The sequence below is a fragment of the Novosphingobium lindaniclasticum LE124 genome, assembly GCF_000445125.1.
Lineage (GTDB): Bacteria > Pseudomonadota > Alphaproteobacteria > Sphingomonadales > Sphingomonadaceae > Novosphingobium > Novosphingobium lindaniclasticum.
On sequence record NZ_ATHL01000132.1, the window covers coordinates 1 to 16,797 of the forward strand.

Sequence of the window (16,797 nt, forward strand, 5' to 3'; positions counted from 1 at the left end):
GTACGCATCCGCTGAGCGGCGCCTTGCCGGTGGAGTGATGGATCGGTCTTAAGGTCGCAGTTATTTGCGAACTTAGGAGCGGTGTTTGTGGGACGGATCACGGTTTTCGGCGGGCCTGAACGCCGCCGTCGCTGGAGTGCTGAGGAACGGCGGCGCATTCTGGAAGAGGCCTTTGCCCCCGGCGCGTGTGTGTCACAGGTTGCTCGGCGGCACGACGTTTCCACTGCGTTGGTCTATACCTGGCGGCGCAAGCTGAGTGCGGCGCTCGTCGCGTCGCAGGAGGACCATGGCTTCATCGAAGCTGTCGTGCTGGAAGACAAGAGCTCCGTGCCCACGCCCGTGCAGCCGGCGATCCTGGTCGAGCTTTCCCACGGCGCCCGGGTGAGCATCTACAATTCGGCGTCGCCGACCATGGCAGCGGCCGTCATCAAGGCCTTGGCCCGATGATCCCGATCCCGAGCGGCATGAGGGTGTGGCTGGCGCTGGGGCATACGGATATGCGGCGGGGAATGCGCTCGCTGGCTCTGCAGGTGCAGCAATCCCTGAACAAGGACGTCCATGCCGGCGATCTGTACGTCTTCAGGGGACGAAGCGGATCGCTGTGCAAGATCTTGTGGCATGACGGCCTCGGGATGTCGTTATATGCAAAACGCTTGGAAAGAGGGCGTTTTGTCTGGCCATCTGCAAAGGATGGGACGATCGCGATCTCGGCTTCCGCGATGGCGTGCCTGCTTGAAGGCGTGGATTGGCGCAACCCGCAGGAGACCTGGCGCCCGACGCAGGTAGGGTAATTCCTTGCCTCGTCAAAACAGCAGCAGGAGCGGCATAAAAGTGCTGTAAATGCTGGGTTTCTGAGGACTTGCGGGTTATAATCCGCGCATGGTCTCCAGCAACGCATCCGATGAGCTTGTGCAGCTTCGCGCTGAACTTGCCATCGTGCGCGAACAGGCACTGGTGGCAGAGGCTGAAGTCGCCAAAGTCTGGGCGATCAATGCCGACCTGCTGGCCCGCAACGCTCATCTCGAACTGATGAACGAGCAGATGCGCCGCGACAAATATGGTGCGCGTTCCGAGCGCAGCCGGCGCCTGCTGGATCAGCTCGAACTGACCTTCGAGGAACTGGAGGCAAATGCCAGCGAGGCCGAGCTGCTCGGCCAGATCGCCGCTGCCAAGACCACCACGGTCCAGGCGTTCACCCGCACGCGATCCACCCGCCGCGACTTCCCCGCCGATCTCCCGCGCGAGCAGGTCGTCATCCCCGCGCCGGACCTTTGCCCATGCTGCGGCTCGGATGATCTGAGCCAGCTTCCCGCAGCGGTCACCGAAACGCTCGAGCGCGTTCCGGCCCGGCACAAGGTGATCCAGACCGTGCGCGAGAAGGTCTCCTGCCGTCAGTGCGAGAAGATCAGCCAGCCACCCGCGCCCTTCCACGTAACCCCGCGCGGAATGTTCGGGCCGCACTTCCTGGCAAACCTCGCGTTCCAGAAGTACGGCCTGCACCAGCCCCTGAACAGCCAGCGTGACAGGCTCGAGGCCGAAGGCATCCCCTTGAGCCTCTCGACCCTTGCAGACCAGATCGGCGCGATCTGCGTAGCGGTAAAGCCCCTGTTCCTGCTGCTGGAAGCCCACGGGCTTGCCGCAGACCGCCTGCATGCCGACGACACCACCGTCCCGCTTCTCGCCAAGCTCAAGACCAGCGTAGCGCGAATATGGGATTATGTGCGTGACGATCGCCCGTTCGGCGGCACGGCTCCGCCGGTGGCGCTATGCTATTACTCGAGCGATCGCAGAGGTGAGCATCCCCGCGCTCACCTGGCAGGCTATGCCGGGATCCTCCAGGTCGACCGGTATGCCGGCTTCAATGCTCTGTTCGAGGAAGGCCGGACGGACAAACCCATGACCCGCGCCAACTGCTGGGTTCACGCACGCCGTGAGTTCTTCAAGCTCGTCGATATCAGGCAGCAACTCAAACGCCGGAAAAAGGGCGCCACGCCGCTCGTCTCGCCGCTGGCGAGTGAAGCGCTCGAGATCATCGACCGGCTCTTTGCCATCGAGCGCGACATCAACGGCAAGCCTGCCGCCGAGCGCCTCGCCGTTCGCCGGGAATTATCCGCGCCCATCGTTGCCGAACTCGAGACCTGGATGCGCGAGACACGCAGCAAACTGTCTCGTCACGATGCCGTGGCCAAGGCCATCGCCTATCTCCAGAACGACTGGGACGGCTTCACCACCTTCCTCGCCGATGGCCGGATATGCCTCTCCAACAACGCCGCCGAGCGTGAGCTGCGCAGCGTGGCTCGGGGAAGAAAAGCATGGTTGTTCGTCGGCTCTGATCGTGGCGGCCAGCGCGCCGCGATGATGTTCAGCCTCTTCGGCACCGCGCGCCTCAACGACGTCGATCCGCTCGCCTGGTTCACCGACGTCCTCGCCCGGATCGCCGACATACCCCAGAGCCGCCTTCACGAACTCCTCCCTTGGCACTGGAAGGCCGCTCAGCAGCAGCTCACACAGGAAATCGCTGCCTGAACCGTTAGACCGAGGCCTTGCGCCTTGCGCAGAACAGTCCATGAAATAGCCGCTCGCAGCGCTCACGGCCGGCTGAGGTCAACACTACCGACTTCGCCTTGCCCACGGGATTGTTGATCAATCCTCCCTCATACAAGCGTCCCAGCGCATCCCAATCAAAGGTCTTCCAGGCTCGACAAGTCCCTGACGTCCGATCCAGGTCGTGCAGCGTCAAGAACATCAGAGCCAGAACCGCCTCATCAATCCGGTCGGTATCGATATCCTGCTCGTCCATAGGCAGCTCCTCGCGGCGCTGCCGATAATCTCACATCTTGACCACCAGCTACACTGCGTCCGCTATCGGATGCGTACGGCGCAACCGCTCGCTGCGATGTAGAGCAATGCGTTCAGGACTTCGCGCATGTCCGTTGTCCGGCGCCGACCTCCCCGCTTGGCCCCAGGGATGAACGGCGCTGCCAACGCCCACTCCCTGTCCGTCATATCGCTGGAATAGCGCAAGCCTTTCCGGCTATGCTCCTGCCGGGCGATACCAGTCCATGCCATCATTCACTCCATCTCTCGCAGGACGGCGTGAATCACAACATGCTGGTATTGCTCAACAACTTTTGGGTCGGGCTCTCAGTCAACCGGGCGATCATATGGTCGTTACCCGGCTGCCGCTAACCTGATCAGGAGTTTCCCGTCGTTTTGGCCGCTGTACAATCTCTGAAGCGCCCCGGGAGCGTTCTCCAGTCCCTCCAAAATGTCCTCGCGATACCTGAGCCGGCCCTCCCTGATCCAATTCGCAAGCTGGGCCGCCGCTTCGTTGAAACGGTCGCTGAAATCAGTGGCGAGAAACCCCTGCATTCTGGCTCGCTTGACGATAAGATGCCGCTCCGGCCGTGGACCGGTATTCCAGGGATTCCAGCTCGGATAGGCAGCTGTGCCGCAGATTACGACGCGAGCTCCTATATTGATATGGCGCATGACCGCATCGCTGACCGGTCCTGATGTGTTGTCGAAGTAGACGTCAACGCCCCCAGGAGCGACTGATGCGATCGCGCCGTCAATGTCATTGGTAGACTTGTAATCTATTGCGGCCTCGTAGCCGAACTCATCCAGACATTGCCGGACTTTCGCCGGCCCGCCGGTAAAACCCACCGTCTTGCAGCCTTTGATGTTGGCAATCTGCCCGACGATGGAACCCACAGCGCCAGCAGCTGTTGAGACCGCGACTGTTTGCCCGGATTCCGGACAGCCGACCTCAAGCAATCCGAAATATGCTGTAATACCGTTCAGCCCCAATGCTCCTAACGCGAGTGAGCAAGGCAGATCACGTTCTTTCACGCGCAGAAGAACCGCATCAGCCGCCACGGCCGCATATTCCTGCCATCCAAATATACCCATGAGCATTTCACCCACCACATAATCCGGGTTCCGCGACATGAGTACCTCTCCAACGGCGAAGGCGCGCATGGTATCGCCGACCTTGACTTGCGGAAGATATCCTCGGGGATCGGCGATCCAGCCTCGCATGGCTGGGTCAACTGATAGATATTGGTTACGAACCAGGATCTCCCCCTCGGCAATGTTGGGGATCTCGACCTCACGAATTCCGAAATGTTCCGCATGCGGAATGGCCGTTGGACGCGATGCAAGCCAGACTTGACGGTTGTAGGTATCAGACAAGGCTCGGTCTCTCGGACATATAAGATGTTCCCTCGTAAGTTGGAAACTCGCTTCTGAAAAAGGCAGGTCAAGATGGTAAGGGAGCTGGAGCAGGTAGTTCCTGTCCATCGGAAGCCGAGGATGGCGTGGTCCGCCTGACTGGCACATTTCGGCGCTTTTTGGAGATATTGCTTCTTGCAGCGTTCATGGTGGAGATCGTCCGCAGGGCTCGCTGATTGCTGATGGAGGTTTGCGACACCGATTCACTCGCCGCAGGCGCCCACGCCGACGCGGATCGTCGAGGACGGTATTCGCTTGAGGCCACCGATCGCGCAGTCGCCTGTCTTCCAGAATGCAGCTCCCCTTCTACTGTTGGCAAGCTCAGATCTTTGTCCGACAAGGCGCTCTGCTCAGACACTCGACGCCGGCCGATGGACTGGGGTAGGGCGCCCGGTAGCCGAAGCATGCTCTCACGCGCCTCGATACCGGACACTCGGCAAATGTTTGTCACGATCTCATGCTCTGCACCGCCGCAAGCTCAGAAATATCGCTCTGCGCCGCCGGCTCCCGCAAGGCCTTTGCGTTAGGCTCTTAACCTTTGTGCACATTTGCACCGCCTACGGTTAGAGCTGGGTGGGCCACTTCCCTCTTAACCGAGGCGTGCCATAGCAGCACGATACTCTTCGCCTAATCGCCGTATGCGTTCGGCAGCCGGCAGGATCTCTTTCACCGTTCCTATGCCTTGCCCGCATCCCCAGATGTCTCGCCAGGCTTTGGCTCCGTCGCCATGTCCCACGAGATCCATGCGAGAGGGATCGCCCAGGGGCAAATTATCGGGGTCCAGGCCTGCCTGTCGAATAGACGGCTTCAGATAATTCGCGTGAATTCCGGTAAAGAGGTCGGAATAGACAATATCTTCAGCAGACGAGTTCACCACCATTTGCTTGTATTCAGAGGCAGCATTCGCCTCGTTCGTCGCGATGAATATGGAACCCAGATAGGCTAAGTCTGCGCCCATCGCCTGTGCGGCTAACATGGCGCTTCCAGTCGCAATTGCGCCGGAAAGGACAAGCGGACCGTCCCACCATTCCCTGATTTCCGCGATCAAGGCAAATGGCGACAGCCTGCCGGCATGCCCGCCAGCACCTGAAGCTACGGCGATCAACCCATCAGCGCCCTTCTGGACCGCCTTCTGCGCGAACGTGTTGTTGATCACGTCATGGAGAATAATTCCGCCATAGGCATGGATCGCATCGAACACCTCCGTATTTGCGCCGAGCGAGGTAATCACGATAGGGACCTTATAGCGGACGCAAAGGGCGAGATCTTCCTGCAGCCTGCCGTTCGATTTATGAACGATCAGGTTTACCGCAAAGGGGGCATCCCGATCAGTAAGTTCGACCGAGAGCCGCTGCAGCCATTGTTCAAGAACGCCGGAGGGCCTCGCATTAAGCGCCGGAAAGGAGCCAACGATCCCGGCCCGGCATTGTTCGATAACTAGATCGGGCTGAGAAATAATAAACATGGGGGCGGCGATCGCGGGTAGCGCGAGCCGGTCGGCGAGCAGTTGCGGCACTGACATATTCACTCTGCCTTGGCGATAGTGTAACTTAATAGCGCCGCCAGCAATCCGCATCGCGGCGACGTGGAGCCCCGGCGGCATGAAGCCGTGCCGCCGGGGCAATCGGCTTAGCGTTGCGGGACGCCAAGTAGCGCACGCATCTCGTTGGCGGTTGCCGGAGTTCGGCCGTGGAGGGCAGCAATCTCCTTGGCGGCCTTGAACATTTCAAGATTGCTCGAGAAGCGCTCATCGGAGTTGGGATATTTCCACTCGGTGTCTTCCGTCCCCACGCGGATGTGGAGCCCCAGCATCGTTGCCAGCGTCGTCATGTACATCGTCGCACGGCCGGCGGCGCAGACGTGTATGGGGGCCGTCGGATCAACCTTGCGGATCTGGTGCACCATCAACATCATCTGGCGGACCATGTCGTCAACGTCCGTCACCGAGTTCCCAGAGAGCAGCGTACGACCGACGTCGAAGGGCAAACCAAATAGAAGCCCCCAGTACACCGTACCCTTCAAGATTCCGGTGTCGATCAGCCGGCGCTTGGCCAGTTCGATCTCGCCCGAATTGTGGATCGCCAATGCCGGAACCACACCATTGGCAACGAGCGTACGGACCGCCGGACCCGCGAAGGATTCGGGATGTCCCGGCGCGCACGGCCCTATTTCCGCCAGTCCGGCGACAGCCGGGCTGAGGCACTCCTCGAACGTGGCGCCATTGAGCACGTTCAGGTCGGCCATGAAGCTATAACCATAGCGTTTGCGGAGCGGCTCCAGCACCATCGAGTAGGCCTCAACAGGGGGAATCTTGTCCAGCCGACGGCCCTTCTCGTCGGTTACCCAGGTGAAGTCAATGTGAACGGAAAAAGCACCCTCTTCAATGACCGCGGATGCCTCGTCGATATAGCGTTCGATGGAATTCGTCGTATGTCCGCGCTCGGAACCTTCCGAGAAGCGACTGGAGACGGCGCACGAAATTCCGATTTTGTTCGGTATATCCCACTTTGGCTGCTCATAGGAGCCGAGGAAGCTATAATCTTCCATCTCCCGGCGCGCTGCCTCCCAGAGCGAAGGAATTTCTTCCTGCACCGATGATACTGAACTCATCTATCCTCTCCTTTTGAAAAGCATTCATCACCCAGCGATGATAGAGACCGTTCATACTGCTTTTTTATGCTGGCGCAATCCTTGCGGAGAAAAATCTCTCCCTCCCTCTGCTGAGCGCCCCTATTGCGAACTGGGTAGGAGGTTGCTATTTACAAGCGGGATATCCTGTTTGCGTGTTGACTGGCCGTAGTGCATGGCGTAACGCCAGGTCCAGAAATCTTGGCTTCTATTCTGGCATGAATCGTAATTTTTCGGGTAACTATCTGAAAATATCAAAAATGAAAAAACTGCGAATGAAAATCTGAAGATAGAGCGTCAATAACCTAGCATCTTTCTTCGAGTAACAGGATCATATCGTATATTAGTATTTGGGGAGGATTGTTTTATGAGTATATCGCTGACATCCATCTTTATTTTTCTGGCTGCATTGATTACCCAAATCTCGGGGGCGGCCCTCATTCCTAGAACGGCAGGTTTCACCGATATTGGATGGACAGCGACATGCCTGGCCTCATACATCGCATCCACCTGGCTCCTGGCGATCCTCGTCCGCCAAGGCGTGGCATTGAACATCGTGGTGCCCTTCATGGCTGCGGCAGTGCCACTCTCTACGATTGCCATCGCTTATCTAGCATATGGCCAAAGCGTGTCTTTGCCGAAGCTGGGACTGTTGGTGGGGGCATGCTGCGCGATCGGCATCGCCGGGTCACTGAAGTAGGATCACGGCGAAGGACCAGCAGCAATGCGCGCCTGACAAACGCCTCGCCGCCTTGGGCCCATCAGTTTACCGACCTTGGGCGATTGAACAGCATGCGCGAACGACTTCTGGCATTGGTACTGCCATCGTGCCGCGAGCATTCAACGGATGTAGGGTGCGATATTAGGTTAGTATCGCGGGTAAGGCGCTGGTCTGCTGCAGTGCGGCAGCTTTAGCTCTCAGTTGTACCGCCAGCATTGATAAGAACTCATGGTGTCAACCGAACCGGGGATTTGACCCGTCGTGTTTCCAGGTTCGTCTGACACATGGACCCGTTGGCGTAGTCCAATCGGCATGATCCGCTACGTCGGATGTAGCGCCCCAGCAGCCCTTGGCCGGTATGTTGATCTGCTGATTTTCCTAACCCGATCTACTCGATCTTTCGCCAGTTCGGATCGTCGCCTTATCACTCCTCTTATCAAGCGTCAGTTGGCGGTACTTCCACCATGCGGCTGCGGCTTGGCCGGAACCTGATAATCTTCACTCTTCGTCAGCGGCGCTCAAATTATGTACCATCTTGTTGGCCGGTACGATCAGCGCGCGCGGGCACAGTCGGCTTGAAGCGACACGGCTTATGCCTGGGCCAATCACCAGCAAAAAGCGAATTGACAGGCAGGATGTACTGTTCCTAATAAATGGCGACGCTCGATGAAACAGAGCGAATCCAGCGGTTGGTCACTCAGCTGAAACGGTGCCCATCGCTTTGAAAATCCTGGGAGGGGAAGAAGAAATGAAGCGATTCAAGCTGCATACCGCACTCGGCCTGTTTCTTACGGGAACGGGAGTACCGGTCGTCGCTATTGCGCAGACTTCAGTGACGGATGCCGGAAGCGCGACCGCGTCTTCCCTGAGCGAAGACATAATCGTCACCGCGCAAAAGGACCGGCAGACGCTGCAGCGAACTCCCGCAGCGATCACAGCTATTCAGTCCACTGAAATCGTGACGCGCGGCATCACGGATCTTGTGAGTGTGCAGAACTTTGTGCCTTCGGCGCGCATCCAAGCCCAAGGTGCTTCGGTCGAGGTCTACATTCGCGGAATTGGCACGACCAACGATTTTGCCAATACCGAGCCGCCGGTCGCATTCGCTATCAATGGCGTATATGTGCCTCGCGAGGCCATGAGCACACCCTTTTTCGACATCGACCAGATCGAGATTCTGCCCGGTCCACAGGGCACGCTTTATGGTCGCAGCGCCATTGGCGGCATCGTGAACGTCACTCTGAAGCGTCCGACCCATGAATGGGAAACCCAGGCTATCGGCGAAGTTGGCAATTACGGGCTATTCCATGGGACACTGGTCCAAAACATTCCGGTTTCGGACAATTTCGCCCTGCGCGCGGGTGTCGACTACACGAACAGAAATGGCTATCAGAAAAGTGGCGCATCGGCTGCGGATGATCTGGCAGGCCGCCTCTCTGCCCTCTATACGCCGACGGAGAACTTTTCTGCCTATGTCTGGGGCTTCCTGACCCGCAAGCGCGGCACTGCGACGAACCTCGTCAACAAAGGCTTCAATCCAGTGACCGGGCAGGTTGACGGTAAGTCGTTCCTGCATAACGATCCGTGGGATGACACTCTTACGGGTCCGCTTCTGGAGCCATATACGGCACTCTTCGGGCCGGTCAAAAGCTTCCCAGTCGACTATGATGGTCTGTCTGTCGGCGCGCAATTCGATCTGACGCTCGGTGACGTGACGATTTCGGCGATTCCTGCCTATACGAGTGTCGATTCCAAGATCAACTACTTCCTCGGTTCTTTGTTTGCTGTCTACAATGCGAAGATTAAGGCATACTCGAATGAACTGCGAGCCTCCGGTGACAGCGGTCGCATGAAGTGGCAGGCAGGCGTCAACGTCTATCGCCAGGTGAACTCGGACGTGACCGGCATTCCTCCAATTTTCATTAATTACAATTACAGGAATCGCTCGAAAGGCGTGGGCATCTATGCACAAGCGACCTACAGCATCACTGACGAATTTCGTATCACTGGCGGCGGTCGCTACAGCTCCGACAGCCGCACGGGCCGGGGCGTAACGGCGCAAGCAGCTTTCGACTACAGCTCGAATGCGCCTTGGACTGCTGACGTAAAATCGAACCATCTCGACTGGAAAGTCGGACTCGAATATGATGCGACAGACAAAGTTCTGCTATACGCTACCGTCCAGTCCGGCTACCAGCCGGCGACATACAATTCGACCCCCGATACGGATTCCTTCGACAACCGCGTGGATTCCTCAACCATCATTGCCTACACTGCAGGCTTCAAAAGCCGCATGTTCGATAATAAACTGACCCTGAATTCCGAGTTCTTCTACTATGATTATAAAAACCTGCCGCTTCAGGGCTATGACCCCGATCTTCTTTTCAACCCAATTTTCAACTCGCAAAAAGTCGAAATCTACGGGAACCAGACAGACATCATATTCAGACCTACGCGTAATGACAATCTGAGCGCCTCGATCGGTTACCTCCATGCGCGCCAGACGGAGGCGATCGTTCCCAGCTCGCCTTTCTTTGGAAAAGCGGCGGGCCTTGACGTCAGTGGCCTGCAGATGATGAATGCGCCGACCTGGACAATCACGGCCAGCTATTCGCATGACTTTCAGCTGTCCCGAGGGTACGTACGTGCGTTTGTCGGAACCCGTTATGAGTCCGACTTCTACGGCTCCTACACTCATGGCATCGGATCGCGACAGAAGGCTTACTTCATGTCTGACGCAAACCTGACTTATCATGATGAGCAGGGAGGGTGGAGTTTGGGTGCGTGGATCAAGAATATCGAGAATGAGGCTGTTCAGTCCGCTCTCGGACTGGGCGGCACCCCAGGACCAGCAATAACCTTCCTGCAGGCGCCGCGTACCTACGGGCTGCGCGCGACCTTCGATTTCTAGAGTGTACCTGGGCGGATCGATACGTCTGTCAGGTCTGAAGTCCCGGACGAAGCCTTTGGGTAGCAGATAATACTTTCCGAAGCGGCCTCCCTCCGCCCAGACCTTAGTCCTCAGGATATAATCGATGCATTTGAAACGACTTGGCTTTCGTCTCCAATCTGGCCGCCGCAAGCCACCTTTCAACTCCGGACAACGTTCCGGAATAAGTGGGAGTATGTGACATGCCTGGAAGACTGGCTGGTAAAGTCGCTATCATCACCGGTACGGGCAGCGGTATGGGACGGGCTGCGGCAGTGGCCTTTGCCCGTGAAGGCGCGAAGGTGGTGGGATGCGACATTAATGAGGCGCGTGGTGAGCAGGTCGTTGCAGAAGTGACCGCCTTCGGTGGCGAGATGGTATCGTTGCAACCTGTGGACCTTTCTGTTCCCGATGGTGCTAGTGCCTTGATCAACTTCGCGCTCACGCAATACGGCGGAGTAGACATTCTTTATAATAATGCGGCGATGGCCTATTTTGACTTCTTTCCCGCGATGACTTATGAAACGTTCTCGCGAACGATGCGAGAAGAGGTCGATATCGTCTTTCTTCTCACTCGCGAGGCTTGGCCGCATATGGTGAAGCGGGGCGGGGGATCCATAATCAATACTGGCTCTATCGCGGCGAGGGTCGGATCGAAAAGTCAAGGGTCTCTTGCCCATACCACTGCGAAGGGCGCAGTGGTGGCCATGACCCGCCAGCTTGCCGCGGAAGGTGGTCCGCACGGAATTCGTGTCAACTCGATCTCGCCGGGTTTCATTCGATCGGCGCAGACTGAGCCCTTTATCGCCGATACTAAGGTCATGGATATGATCAGCGAAAATTTCCTCATTAAGCGTGCCGGCGAAGCAGAGGAGGTCGCATCCTGTGCGGTCTATCTTGCTTCCGATGAGAGCGGTTACGTGACGGGGGCTGATTTCCTCATCGATGGCGGTTTCACGGCCATTTAGCAGGCGGTCTGGCTGCCGGTGCATGAGGCTACCGAAACGGCTCGTATCACCAATTTGAAAGACCGGATATACCGTTTGTTTGTGCGTAGTGATTTGTGGCATTATCGTCGACGGTTCGGTGATCGCAGCAGGTGTCATGTGCAATTGTCAGTTAGGTGACTCGGAAATCTATCGTCGGACCGGAAAAGTGAAGGGCGGTGCCTCAGAGCGCAAAAATGATCGGAGAGATGTCATGGTTCATGATAAGAAGTCTGCAAAAGTTATAGCTAAAATGTTTTCATCAATCGAGCAGGGGGATATGGAAACATTCCGCACCTGCTTCGAAGCAGGCGCCATCATTTGGCACAATTTTGATCAAGCTGAGCAGACCGTCGAGCAAACGGCGGATATCCTGCAATACTTCTGCTCCTCAACGGTATCTCGTAAATATCAGCAGCAGCGGATATCGTGGGCCGACGACGCGGCATTTTCTCAGCATTTTCTGACAGCAAAATTCCCGTCCGGTTATGAAATGCGACTGCCTGCGCTCATGCGTATTGTGATTGGCGCTAACGGTTTAGTTTCGCGGATCGATGAGTACTTCGATCCAAAGGACTCGGTGGTCCCCGAAGTCGAGCAATCTGACCTGGTCGCGTCGAACTAGAGGCGTGGGGTAGCGTGCGACGGAGACATCGCCGCAGTCCAAGCAATGGGAGAAAGGAAGGCAGGACATAACCTGCAACTTGCCTGCGCCCCGCAACACAAATCGAGGAATTTGCTATGTCAAAGATCATTATCAGCTGCGCGGTCACAGGCTCGGTTCATACTCCGACGATGAGTCCACATCTGCCTATCACACCCGATCAAATTGCGCAGCAGGCCATCGAGGCTGCCGAAGCAGGTGCTTCCATTCTTCACCTTCATGCCCGCAATCCGGAGACTGGCGAGCCGACCCCGGATCCTGCCGTTTTCATGGGTTTTCTGCCTCGGATCAAGCAGGCAACTGATGCAGTCGTCAACATCACCACTGGCGGTGGGCAGAATATGGCGCTGGAGGACCGGTTAGCGGCAGCTGAGCATGCCTCGCCGGAACTATGCTCTCTCAACATGGGATCGATGAATTTCGGTCTCTACCCGATGATTGACAAATACAATTTCAGCCAGGAATGGGAGGGGGCCTATCTAGAGGCATCCCGCGACAGGATATTCCGAAATACCTTCAAAGATATAGAGAACATCATTGAACGTCTTGGTGTGCGACATGGTACGCGCTTTGAGTTTGAATGCTATGACGTGGGGCATCTCTATACGCTGGCCCACTTCCTAGACCGGAAGCTGGTCAAGCCGCCGCTGTTTGTGCAGTCGATCTTCGGTATTCTCGGTGGCCAGGGTGCAGACACAGAGAACCTCCTTCACGCCAAGCGAATCGCGGACAAACTATTCGGCGACGACTATCAATGGTCCGTAATGGCTGCGGGCCGTCACCAGCTTCCTTTCGTGACGATGGGCGCATTGAATGGCGGCAATGTACGCGTCGGTCTGGAGGATTCTCTTTACGCCGGGAAAGGGCGTCTCGCAACCTCCAATGGGGAACAGGTTCGTATCATTAGATCGGTTCTCGAATCGTTGTCTCTGGAAGTTGCGACGCCGAGCGAAACGCGGAGCATCCTCGATCTGAAGGGCGGAGACAATGTTTCGTTCTAGTGGACGTTATGGATGAGAAATGATCGTGGGGAAGGACTCCAACAGATGAACTATCAGACGATCAAGTATGAGATCGACGAGACGGGCATTGCTCTTTTGCTGCTTAACCGGCCCGATCGACTGAACGCATTCACGGTTGAGATGTGCCAAGAACTCGAGCACTTCTATCGCGCGGCCAGCTTGGATGATTCCATTCGGGCAATTATCGTATCCGGTGAGGGAAGGGCATTCTGTGCAGGCATGGATCTTGGCGTCCAGGGCAATGTCTTTGGTCTCAGTGAAACGCTGCAGCCTACGCTTGAGGACATGAACAAGCGGCTACACGACGAAGCGATCCGGGATGGTATTCGCGATACGGGTGGCCGCGTCACGCTGGCCATGTACGACTGTCTGAAGCCCATCATCGGTGCGATCCATGGTGCAGCCGTGGGTATCGGGATTACCATGACGCTGCCCATGGATATCCGCTTGGCCACCAGGGACGCCCGGATCGGCTTTGTGTTCGGCCGGATCGGCATCGTGCCGGAAGCCTGCTCCAGTTGGTTTTTGCCGCGGATCGTCGGCGAACAGACTGCCCTGGAATGGACATTGACCGCCGATATCATCGATGCGGACACGGCACATGCCGGCGGGCTTGTTCGGAGCGTCTATGACGATCACGCGACAATGCTGGAGGAGGCTTATGCCCTGGCCCGTCGCATGACCCAGAATCGTTCGCCCGTTGCGGTCGCGCTCACGCGCCAGATGATGCGCCGGAATCCGGCGCTTCCGCACCCGGTCGAAGCCCATAAGATTGATTCTCTTGCCGTCCTTCACGCGAGCAGGCTGGAAGGCAAGGAAGGTGTGAGCGCTTTCCTCGAAAAGCGTGAGCCCCGTTTCACTGGCAAAGCCTCGGAGCTGTCCTTCTTTCCATGGGAGTTGACCGACCGCTGAATCTCTATGAACCGCACCCGGTTTGCCGGAGGCTCCAACTCCTGAGAAGGTGGAGTCGGTATGAGCAAGACGACGAAAAAGTTTGCGCCGGAAGTTCGCGAACGCGCGGTACGAATGGTTTTCGGCCACGAGCGGGATCATCCCTCGCGATGGGCCGAGGTGGTGTCTATCGCGGAGAAGATCGGCCGCGTTCCGCAGACGCTGCATGAGTGGGGTGAAGAAAGCTGAGTTCAACAGTGGCAAGCGTGCCAGTGTCCCGGCCGAGGTTGCCGACAAGGTGAAGGCGCTTCAGCGCGACGTCCGTGAACTGCGGCAGGCCAACGAGATTTTGCGCAAGGCGTCCGCATATTTTGCGCAGGCGGAGCTCGACCGCCCGTTCCGGCGATGATCGCGTTCATTGACGGTCACCGCGATTCCTATGGGGTCGAGCCGATCTGCCGCTTCCTGCCGATCGCCCCATCCACTTACCACGAGCGCTTCATCCGTCCCCGGGGATCACCGGCGCTGCGTGGTAAGATCGCACCGTACTTCATGAGATCGTCACAGCCGACAACATGGTGGCTGACGGCTGCGCCAAACGGGTCCCACGCGACGATCACAGATGCTGGCTTCGCGTTAGCAGCGTTGCCAGTGGGATACCTCTTTGGGCTGGCGGCAGAGACAGGGCAGCCGTCACCTCTAGCCTTCGGCTCAAATGGTGACTAGGAATCTCGGACTAACACCAGTCTGTCGTGAAGGTAATTTGATGGGAAACTACAGTGTGGCAGCGGAAGGAAGATCGGGTTCCTTCCAAAAGGCGCGGGGACAAACCGCCCCCGCCGCCGCGCATGCGACGTCTATCTGCTACGGTTCCTTTTCGAGGCCGATCCTTTGATGGCGAGGCATGTCAGCGAAGAAGAGGCCTTGCCAGTACGACAAAGCGACCGAAGTGCTATCACACGCAACAAGCTGATGGACGCAACTTACCGCATCCTTCGGGACGTTGGGCATGCTGGACTGCGATCAGCCAATATTTCCTCCGAATCCGGAGTGTCACGTGGCGGCTTGCTTCATCACTACCCCTCTAAGGAGGAACTTGTCGCTGCAGTTTATGAGCGCATTCTCGTGGACATGGAACAAAACGCCAGAAGTGCCTTGGTCGGCGTCCGGAATGAAGATGTTTTGAAGCAATTTGTCGGCGTCGCGCAAAGGCGGTTCTTCGACGAATCGTACCGCATCGTACTTGACATACTCGTCGCGTCGGGCTCCGAAGAACCTGTGATCAAGGTGCGGGAGGCATATTCCTCTCCCAATTACCGCATGGCGAGACTGGATTGGGCAGAGAGGCTTGCGGACACCGGCATCGCCTTCGACCAGGCAAGCATTGTGACGCGGTTCCTTTGGGCCACGGTTAAGGGCACCGCTATTCGTGCGCTGGTTCGCAGGGATGATGTCCTGGAGGATCGCATCATGAGATCGGCTCTTCGCCTCGCCGAGCAGCACTGTGATGCATTGAGAAGATCAGCCTGACTGGCCGATGGCAGCCGAAGCATTTCCAATCGGTGAGGCAGTTGCGGTGAGCCATGCTAAGCGGCTGCCGGGTCCGGCATCGCCGTGGCGCCGAGAGCGCATAGTTTATCACAATTCCGCAGCTGCCTTGCTTTGCGTAATTAGAGCGGTTTTCGACCGTTCTGAATCGGTCTGGGATTCCCTTCGGGCGCGATTTCTGATTCAGAATCCGTGCTGGTGAAGGAGGCCGGCATGGATGGCTCTTTCGATGGATTTGCGCACTCGGCTGTTGGCAGCGGTGGACAGTGGATCGAGTTGCCGTGCTGCGGCGGCCCGGTTCGGTGTTGCACCATCAACGGCGGTCCGTTGGCGGGCACAGCAGCGCGAGACGGGTGACATTGCCCCAAAGCCGCGCGGCGGGGATATGCGCTCGCGGCGGGTGGAAGAGCGGGCAGCGGACATTCTGGCCATTTGGGAGGAGCGTAGGGACATCACCCTCGAAGAACTACGTCTGGCGCTTGCGGACAAGGGCATGGCCGTTTCCGTGGCCGGGCTACATCGCTTTTTTGTTCGCCGTGGCCTGACGCGCAAAAAAAGACAGGCCATGCGATAGAGCAAGATCGACCAGACGTCCTGAAACAGCGTCAGGACTGGTTCGAGGGGCAACTCGATCTCGAACCGGAGCGCCTGGTCTTCATCGACGAAACCTGGACCGCCACCAACATGACCCGCAGCCACGGTCGTTGCCCGAAAGGCGAGCGGTTGCGGATGGGCTTCCCGCACGGCCACCGCAAGACCACCACCCTGGTCGCTGGCCTGCGCATGACCGGCATGGTCGCGCCTATGGTGCTCGATGGACCGATCAACGGCGACTGGTTCGAAGCCTACGTCGCTCAGGTCCTCGTCCCGGAACTGCGGCCCGGCGACGTCGTCATCATGGACAACCTATCGAGCCACAAGCGCGCATCGGTGCAAGTGCTCATCGAGGCCGCAGGCGCAACCCTGCGCTTTCTCCCGCCCTACAGCCCCGACTTCAACCCGATCGAGAAAGCGTTCTCCCGCCTCAAGGCCATGCTCCGCAAAGCGGGCGAGCGAACGGTCAGCGGCCTGTGGAGCTTGATCGGCAAACTCGTCGATATCTTCCAGCCTCAGGAATGCGCCAACTACTTCAGATCGTGCGGCTATGAACCAGAATGATCGAAAACCGCTCTAGG

15 protein-coding genes, 2 pseudogenes and 1 other annotated feature are annotated in these 16,797 nt (G+C 57.7%); of the genes and pseudogenes, 12 read left to right on the top strand and 5 right to left on the bottom strand.

Annotation, left to right across the window (positions count from 1 at the left end; translation table 11 throughout):
* The first annotated feature begins 87 nt into the window (after positions 1-87).
* The 3 genes from tnpA (at position 88) to tnpC (ending at position 2,526) form a co-directional block, all read left to right on the top strand.
* Positions 88-447, top strand: coding sequence for an IS66-like element accessory protein TnpA (tnpA, locus tag L284_RS0124855; RefSeq protein ID WP_031342981.1), 360 nt, complete (start codon positions 88-90; stop codon positions 445-447).
* Positions 444-791 (top strand): IS66 family insertion sequence element accessory protein TnpB, encoded by a 348-nt coding sequence (tnpB, locus tag L284_RS43180; protein WP_021235654.1) that lies wholly within the window; start codon positions 444-446, stop codon positions 789-791. The genes tnpA and tnpB overlap by 4 nt, the downstream gene beginning before the upstream one ends.
* An 88-nt stretch (positions 792-879) precedes the next feature.
* On the top strand, positions 880-2,526 hold the full coding sequence (tnpC, locus tag L284_RS43185) for an IS66 family transposase (RefSeq protein WP_021235661.1): 1,647 nt from the start codon (positions 880-882) through the stop codon (positions 2,524-2,526).
* Between the two features lie 4 nt (positions 2,527-2,530).
* Here tnpC and L284_RS43190 read toward each other — a convergent pair whose 3' ends face one another.
* The 5 genes and pseudogenes from L284_RS43190 to L284_RS43210 form a co-directional block, all read right to left on the bottom strand.
* Entirely contained in the window at positions 2,531-2,800 is a 270-nt protein-coding gene (locus L284_RS43190; RefSeq protein WP_021235662.1) for a DUF6429 family protein, read from the bottom strand.
* A 68-nt stretch (positions 2,801-2,868) separates the two neighbouring features.
* Positions 2,869-3,072, bottom strand: a pseudogene (locus L284_RS43195) (transposase); the annotation flags it as partial.
* A 99-nt stretch (positions 3,073-3,171) separates the two neighbouring features.
* A complete protein-coding gene (locus L284_RS43200) occupies positions 3,172-4,194 on the bottom strand; it encodes an NADP-dependent oxidoreductase (protein WP_031299115.1) in 1,023 nt (340 codons plus the stop codon).
* Positions 4,195-4,822: 628 nt separating this feature from the next.
* Positions 4,823-5,755: an NAD(P)H-dependent flavin oxidoreductase gene (locus tag L284_RS43205; protein WP_031342990.1), complete on the bottom strand. Its 933-nt coding sequence runs from the start codon at positions 5,753-5,755 to the stop codon at positions 4,823-4,825.
* Between the two features lie 107 nt (positions 5,756-5,862).
* Positions 5,863-6,843 (bottom strand): 3-keto-5-aminohexanoate cleavage protein, encoded by a 981-nt coding sequence (locus tag L284_RS43210; protein ID WP_200861680.1) that lies wholly within the window; start codon positions 6,841-6,843, stop codon positions 5,863-5,865.
* A gap of 385 nt (positions 6,844-7,228) precedes the next feature.
* On the opposite strand from L284_RS43210, the gene L284_RS43215 reads away from it, so the two are divergent.
* From L284_RS43215 to L284_RS47660, 9 genes and pseudogenes are all read left to right on the top strand, one after another.
* Positions 7,229-7,561 carry a hypothetical protein gene (locus L284_RS43215; RefSeq protein WP_021235666.1) on the top strand — a complete coding sequence of 111 codons (333 nt, stop codon included), beginning with the start codon at positions 7,229-7,231 and terminating at the stop codon, positions 7,559-7,561.
* Between the two features lie 769 nt (positions 7,562-8,330).
* A complete protein-coding gene (locus tag L284_RS43220; RefSeq protein WP_021235667.1) occupies positions 8,331-10,493 on the top strand; it encodes a TonB-dependent receptor in 2,163 nt (720 codons plus the stop codon).
* Positions 10,494-10,714: 221 nt separating this feature from the next.
* Positions 10,715-11,479: an SDR family NAD(P)-dependent oxidoreductase gene (locus L284_RS43225; protein WP_031342992.1), complete on the top strand. Its 765-nt coding sequence runs from the start codon at positions 10,715-10,717 to the stop codon at positions 11,477-11,479.
* 232 nt (positions 11,480-11,711) lie between these two features.
* Complete coding sequence (locus tag L284_RS43230; protein ID WP_152524756.1) at positions 11,712-12,122, top strand: nuclear transport factor 2 family protein; 411 nt, start codon at positions 11,712-11,714, stop codon at positions 12,120-12,122.
* A gap of 116 nt (positions 12,123-12,238) precedes the next feature.
* Complete coding sequence (locus L284_RS43235; protein ID WP_021235670.1) at positions 12,239-13,162, top strand: BKACE family enzyme; 924 nt, start codon at positions 12,239-12,241, stop codon at positions 13,160-13,162.
* A gap of 45 nt (positions 13,163-13,207) precedes the next feature.
* Positions 13,208-14,095 (top strand): crotonase/enoyl-CoA hydratase family protein, encoded by an 888-nt coding sequence (locus L284_RS43240; RefSeq protein ID WP_021228428.1) that lies wholly within the window; start codon positions 13,208-13,210, stop codon positions 14,093-14,095.
* Positions 14,096-14,155: 60 nt separating this feature from the next.
* Positions 14,156-14,569, top strand: a pseudogene (locus L284_RS43245) (transposase); the annotation flags it as partial.
* Positions 14,438-14,554, top strand: a sequence feature (AL1L pseudoknot). Its footprint overlaps the pseudogene before it by 117 nt.
* A gap of 399 nt (positions 14,570-14,968) precedes the next feature.
* Positions 14,969-15,604 (top strand): TetR/AcrR family transcriptional regulator, encoded by a 636-nt coding sequence (locus L284_RS43250; RefSeq protein WP_081674144.1) that lies wholly within the window; start codon positions 14,969-14,971, stop codon positions 15,602-15,604.
* Positions 15,605-15,839: 235 nt separating this feature from the next.
* Positions 15,840-16,780 (top strand): IS630 family transposase gene (locus L284_RS47660; protein WP_235054464.1). Its coding sequence is split into 2 segments (ribosomal slippage): positions 15,840-16,185 and positions 16,185-16,780, totalling 942 coding nucleotides; the frame shifts between segments, so codons are not numbered across the junction.
* Positions 16,781-16,797: the final 17 nt, after the last annotated feature.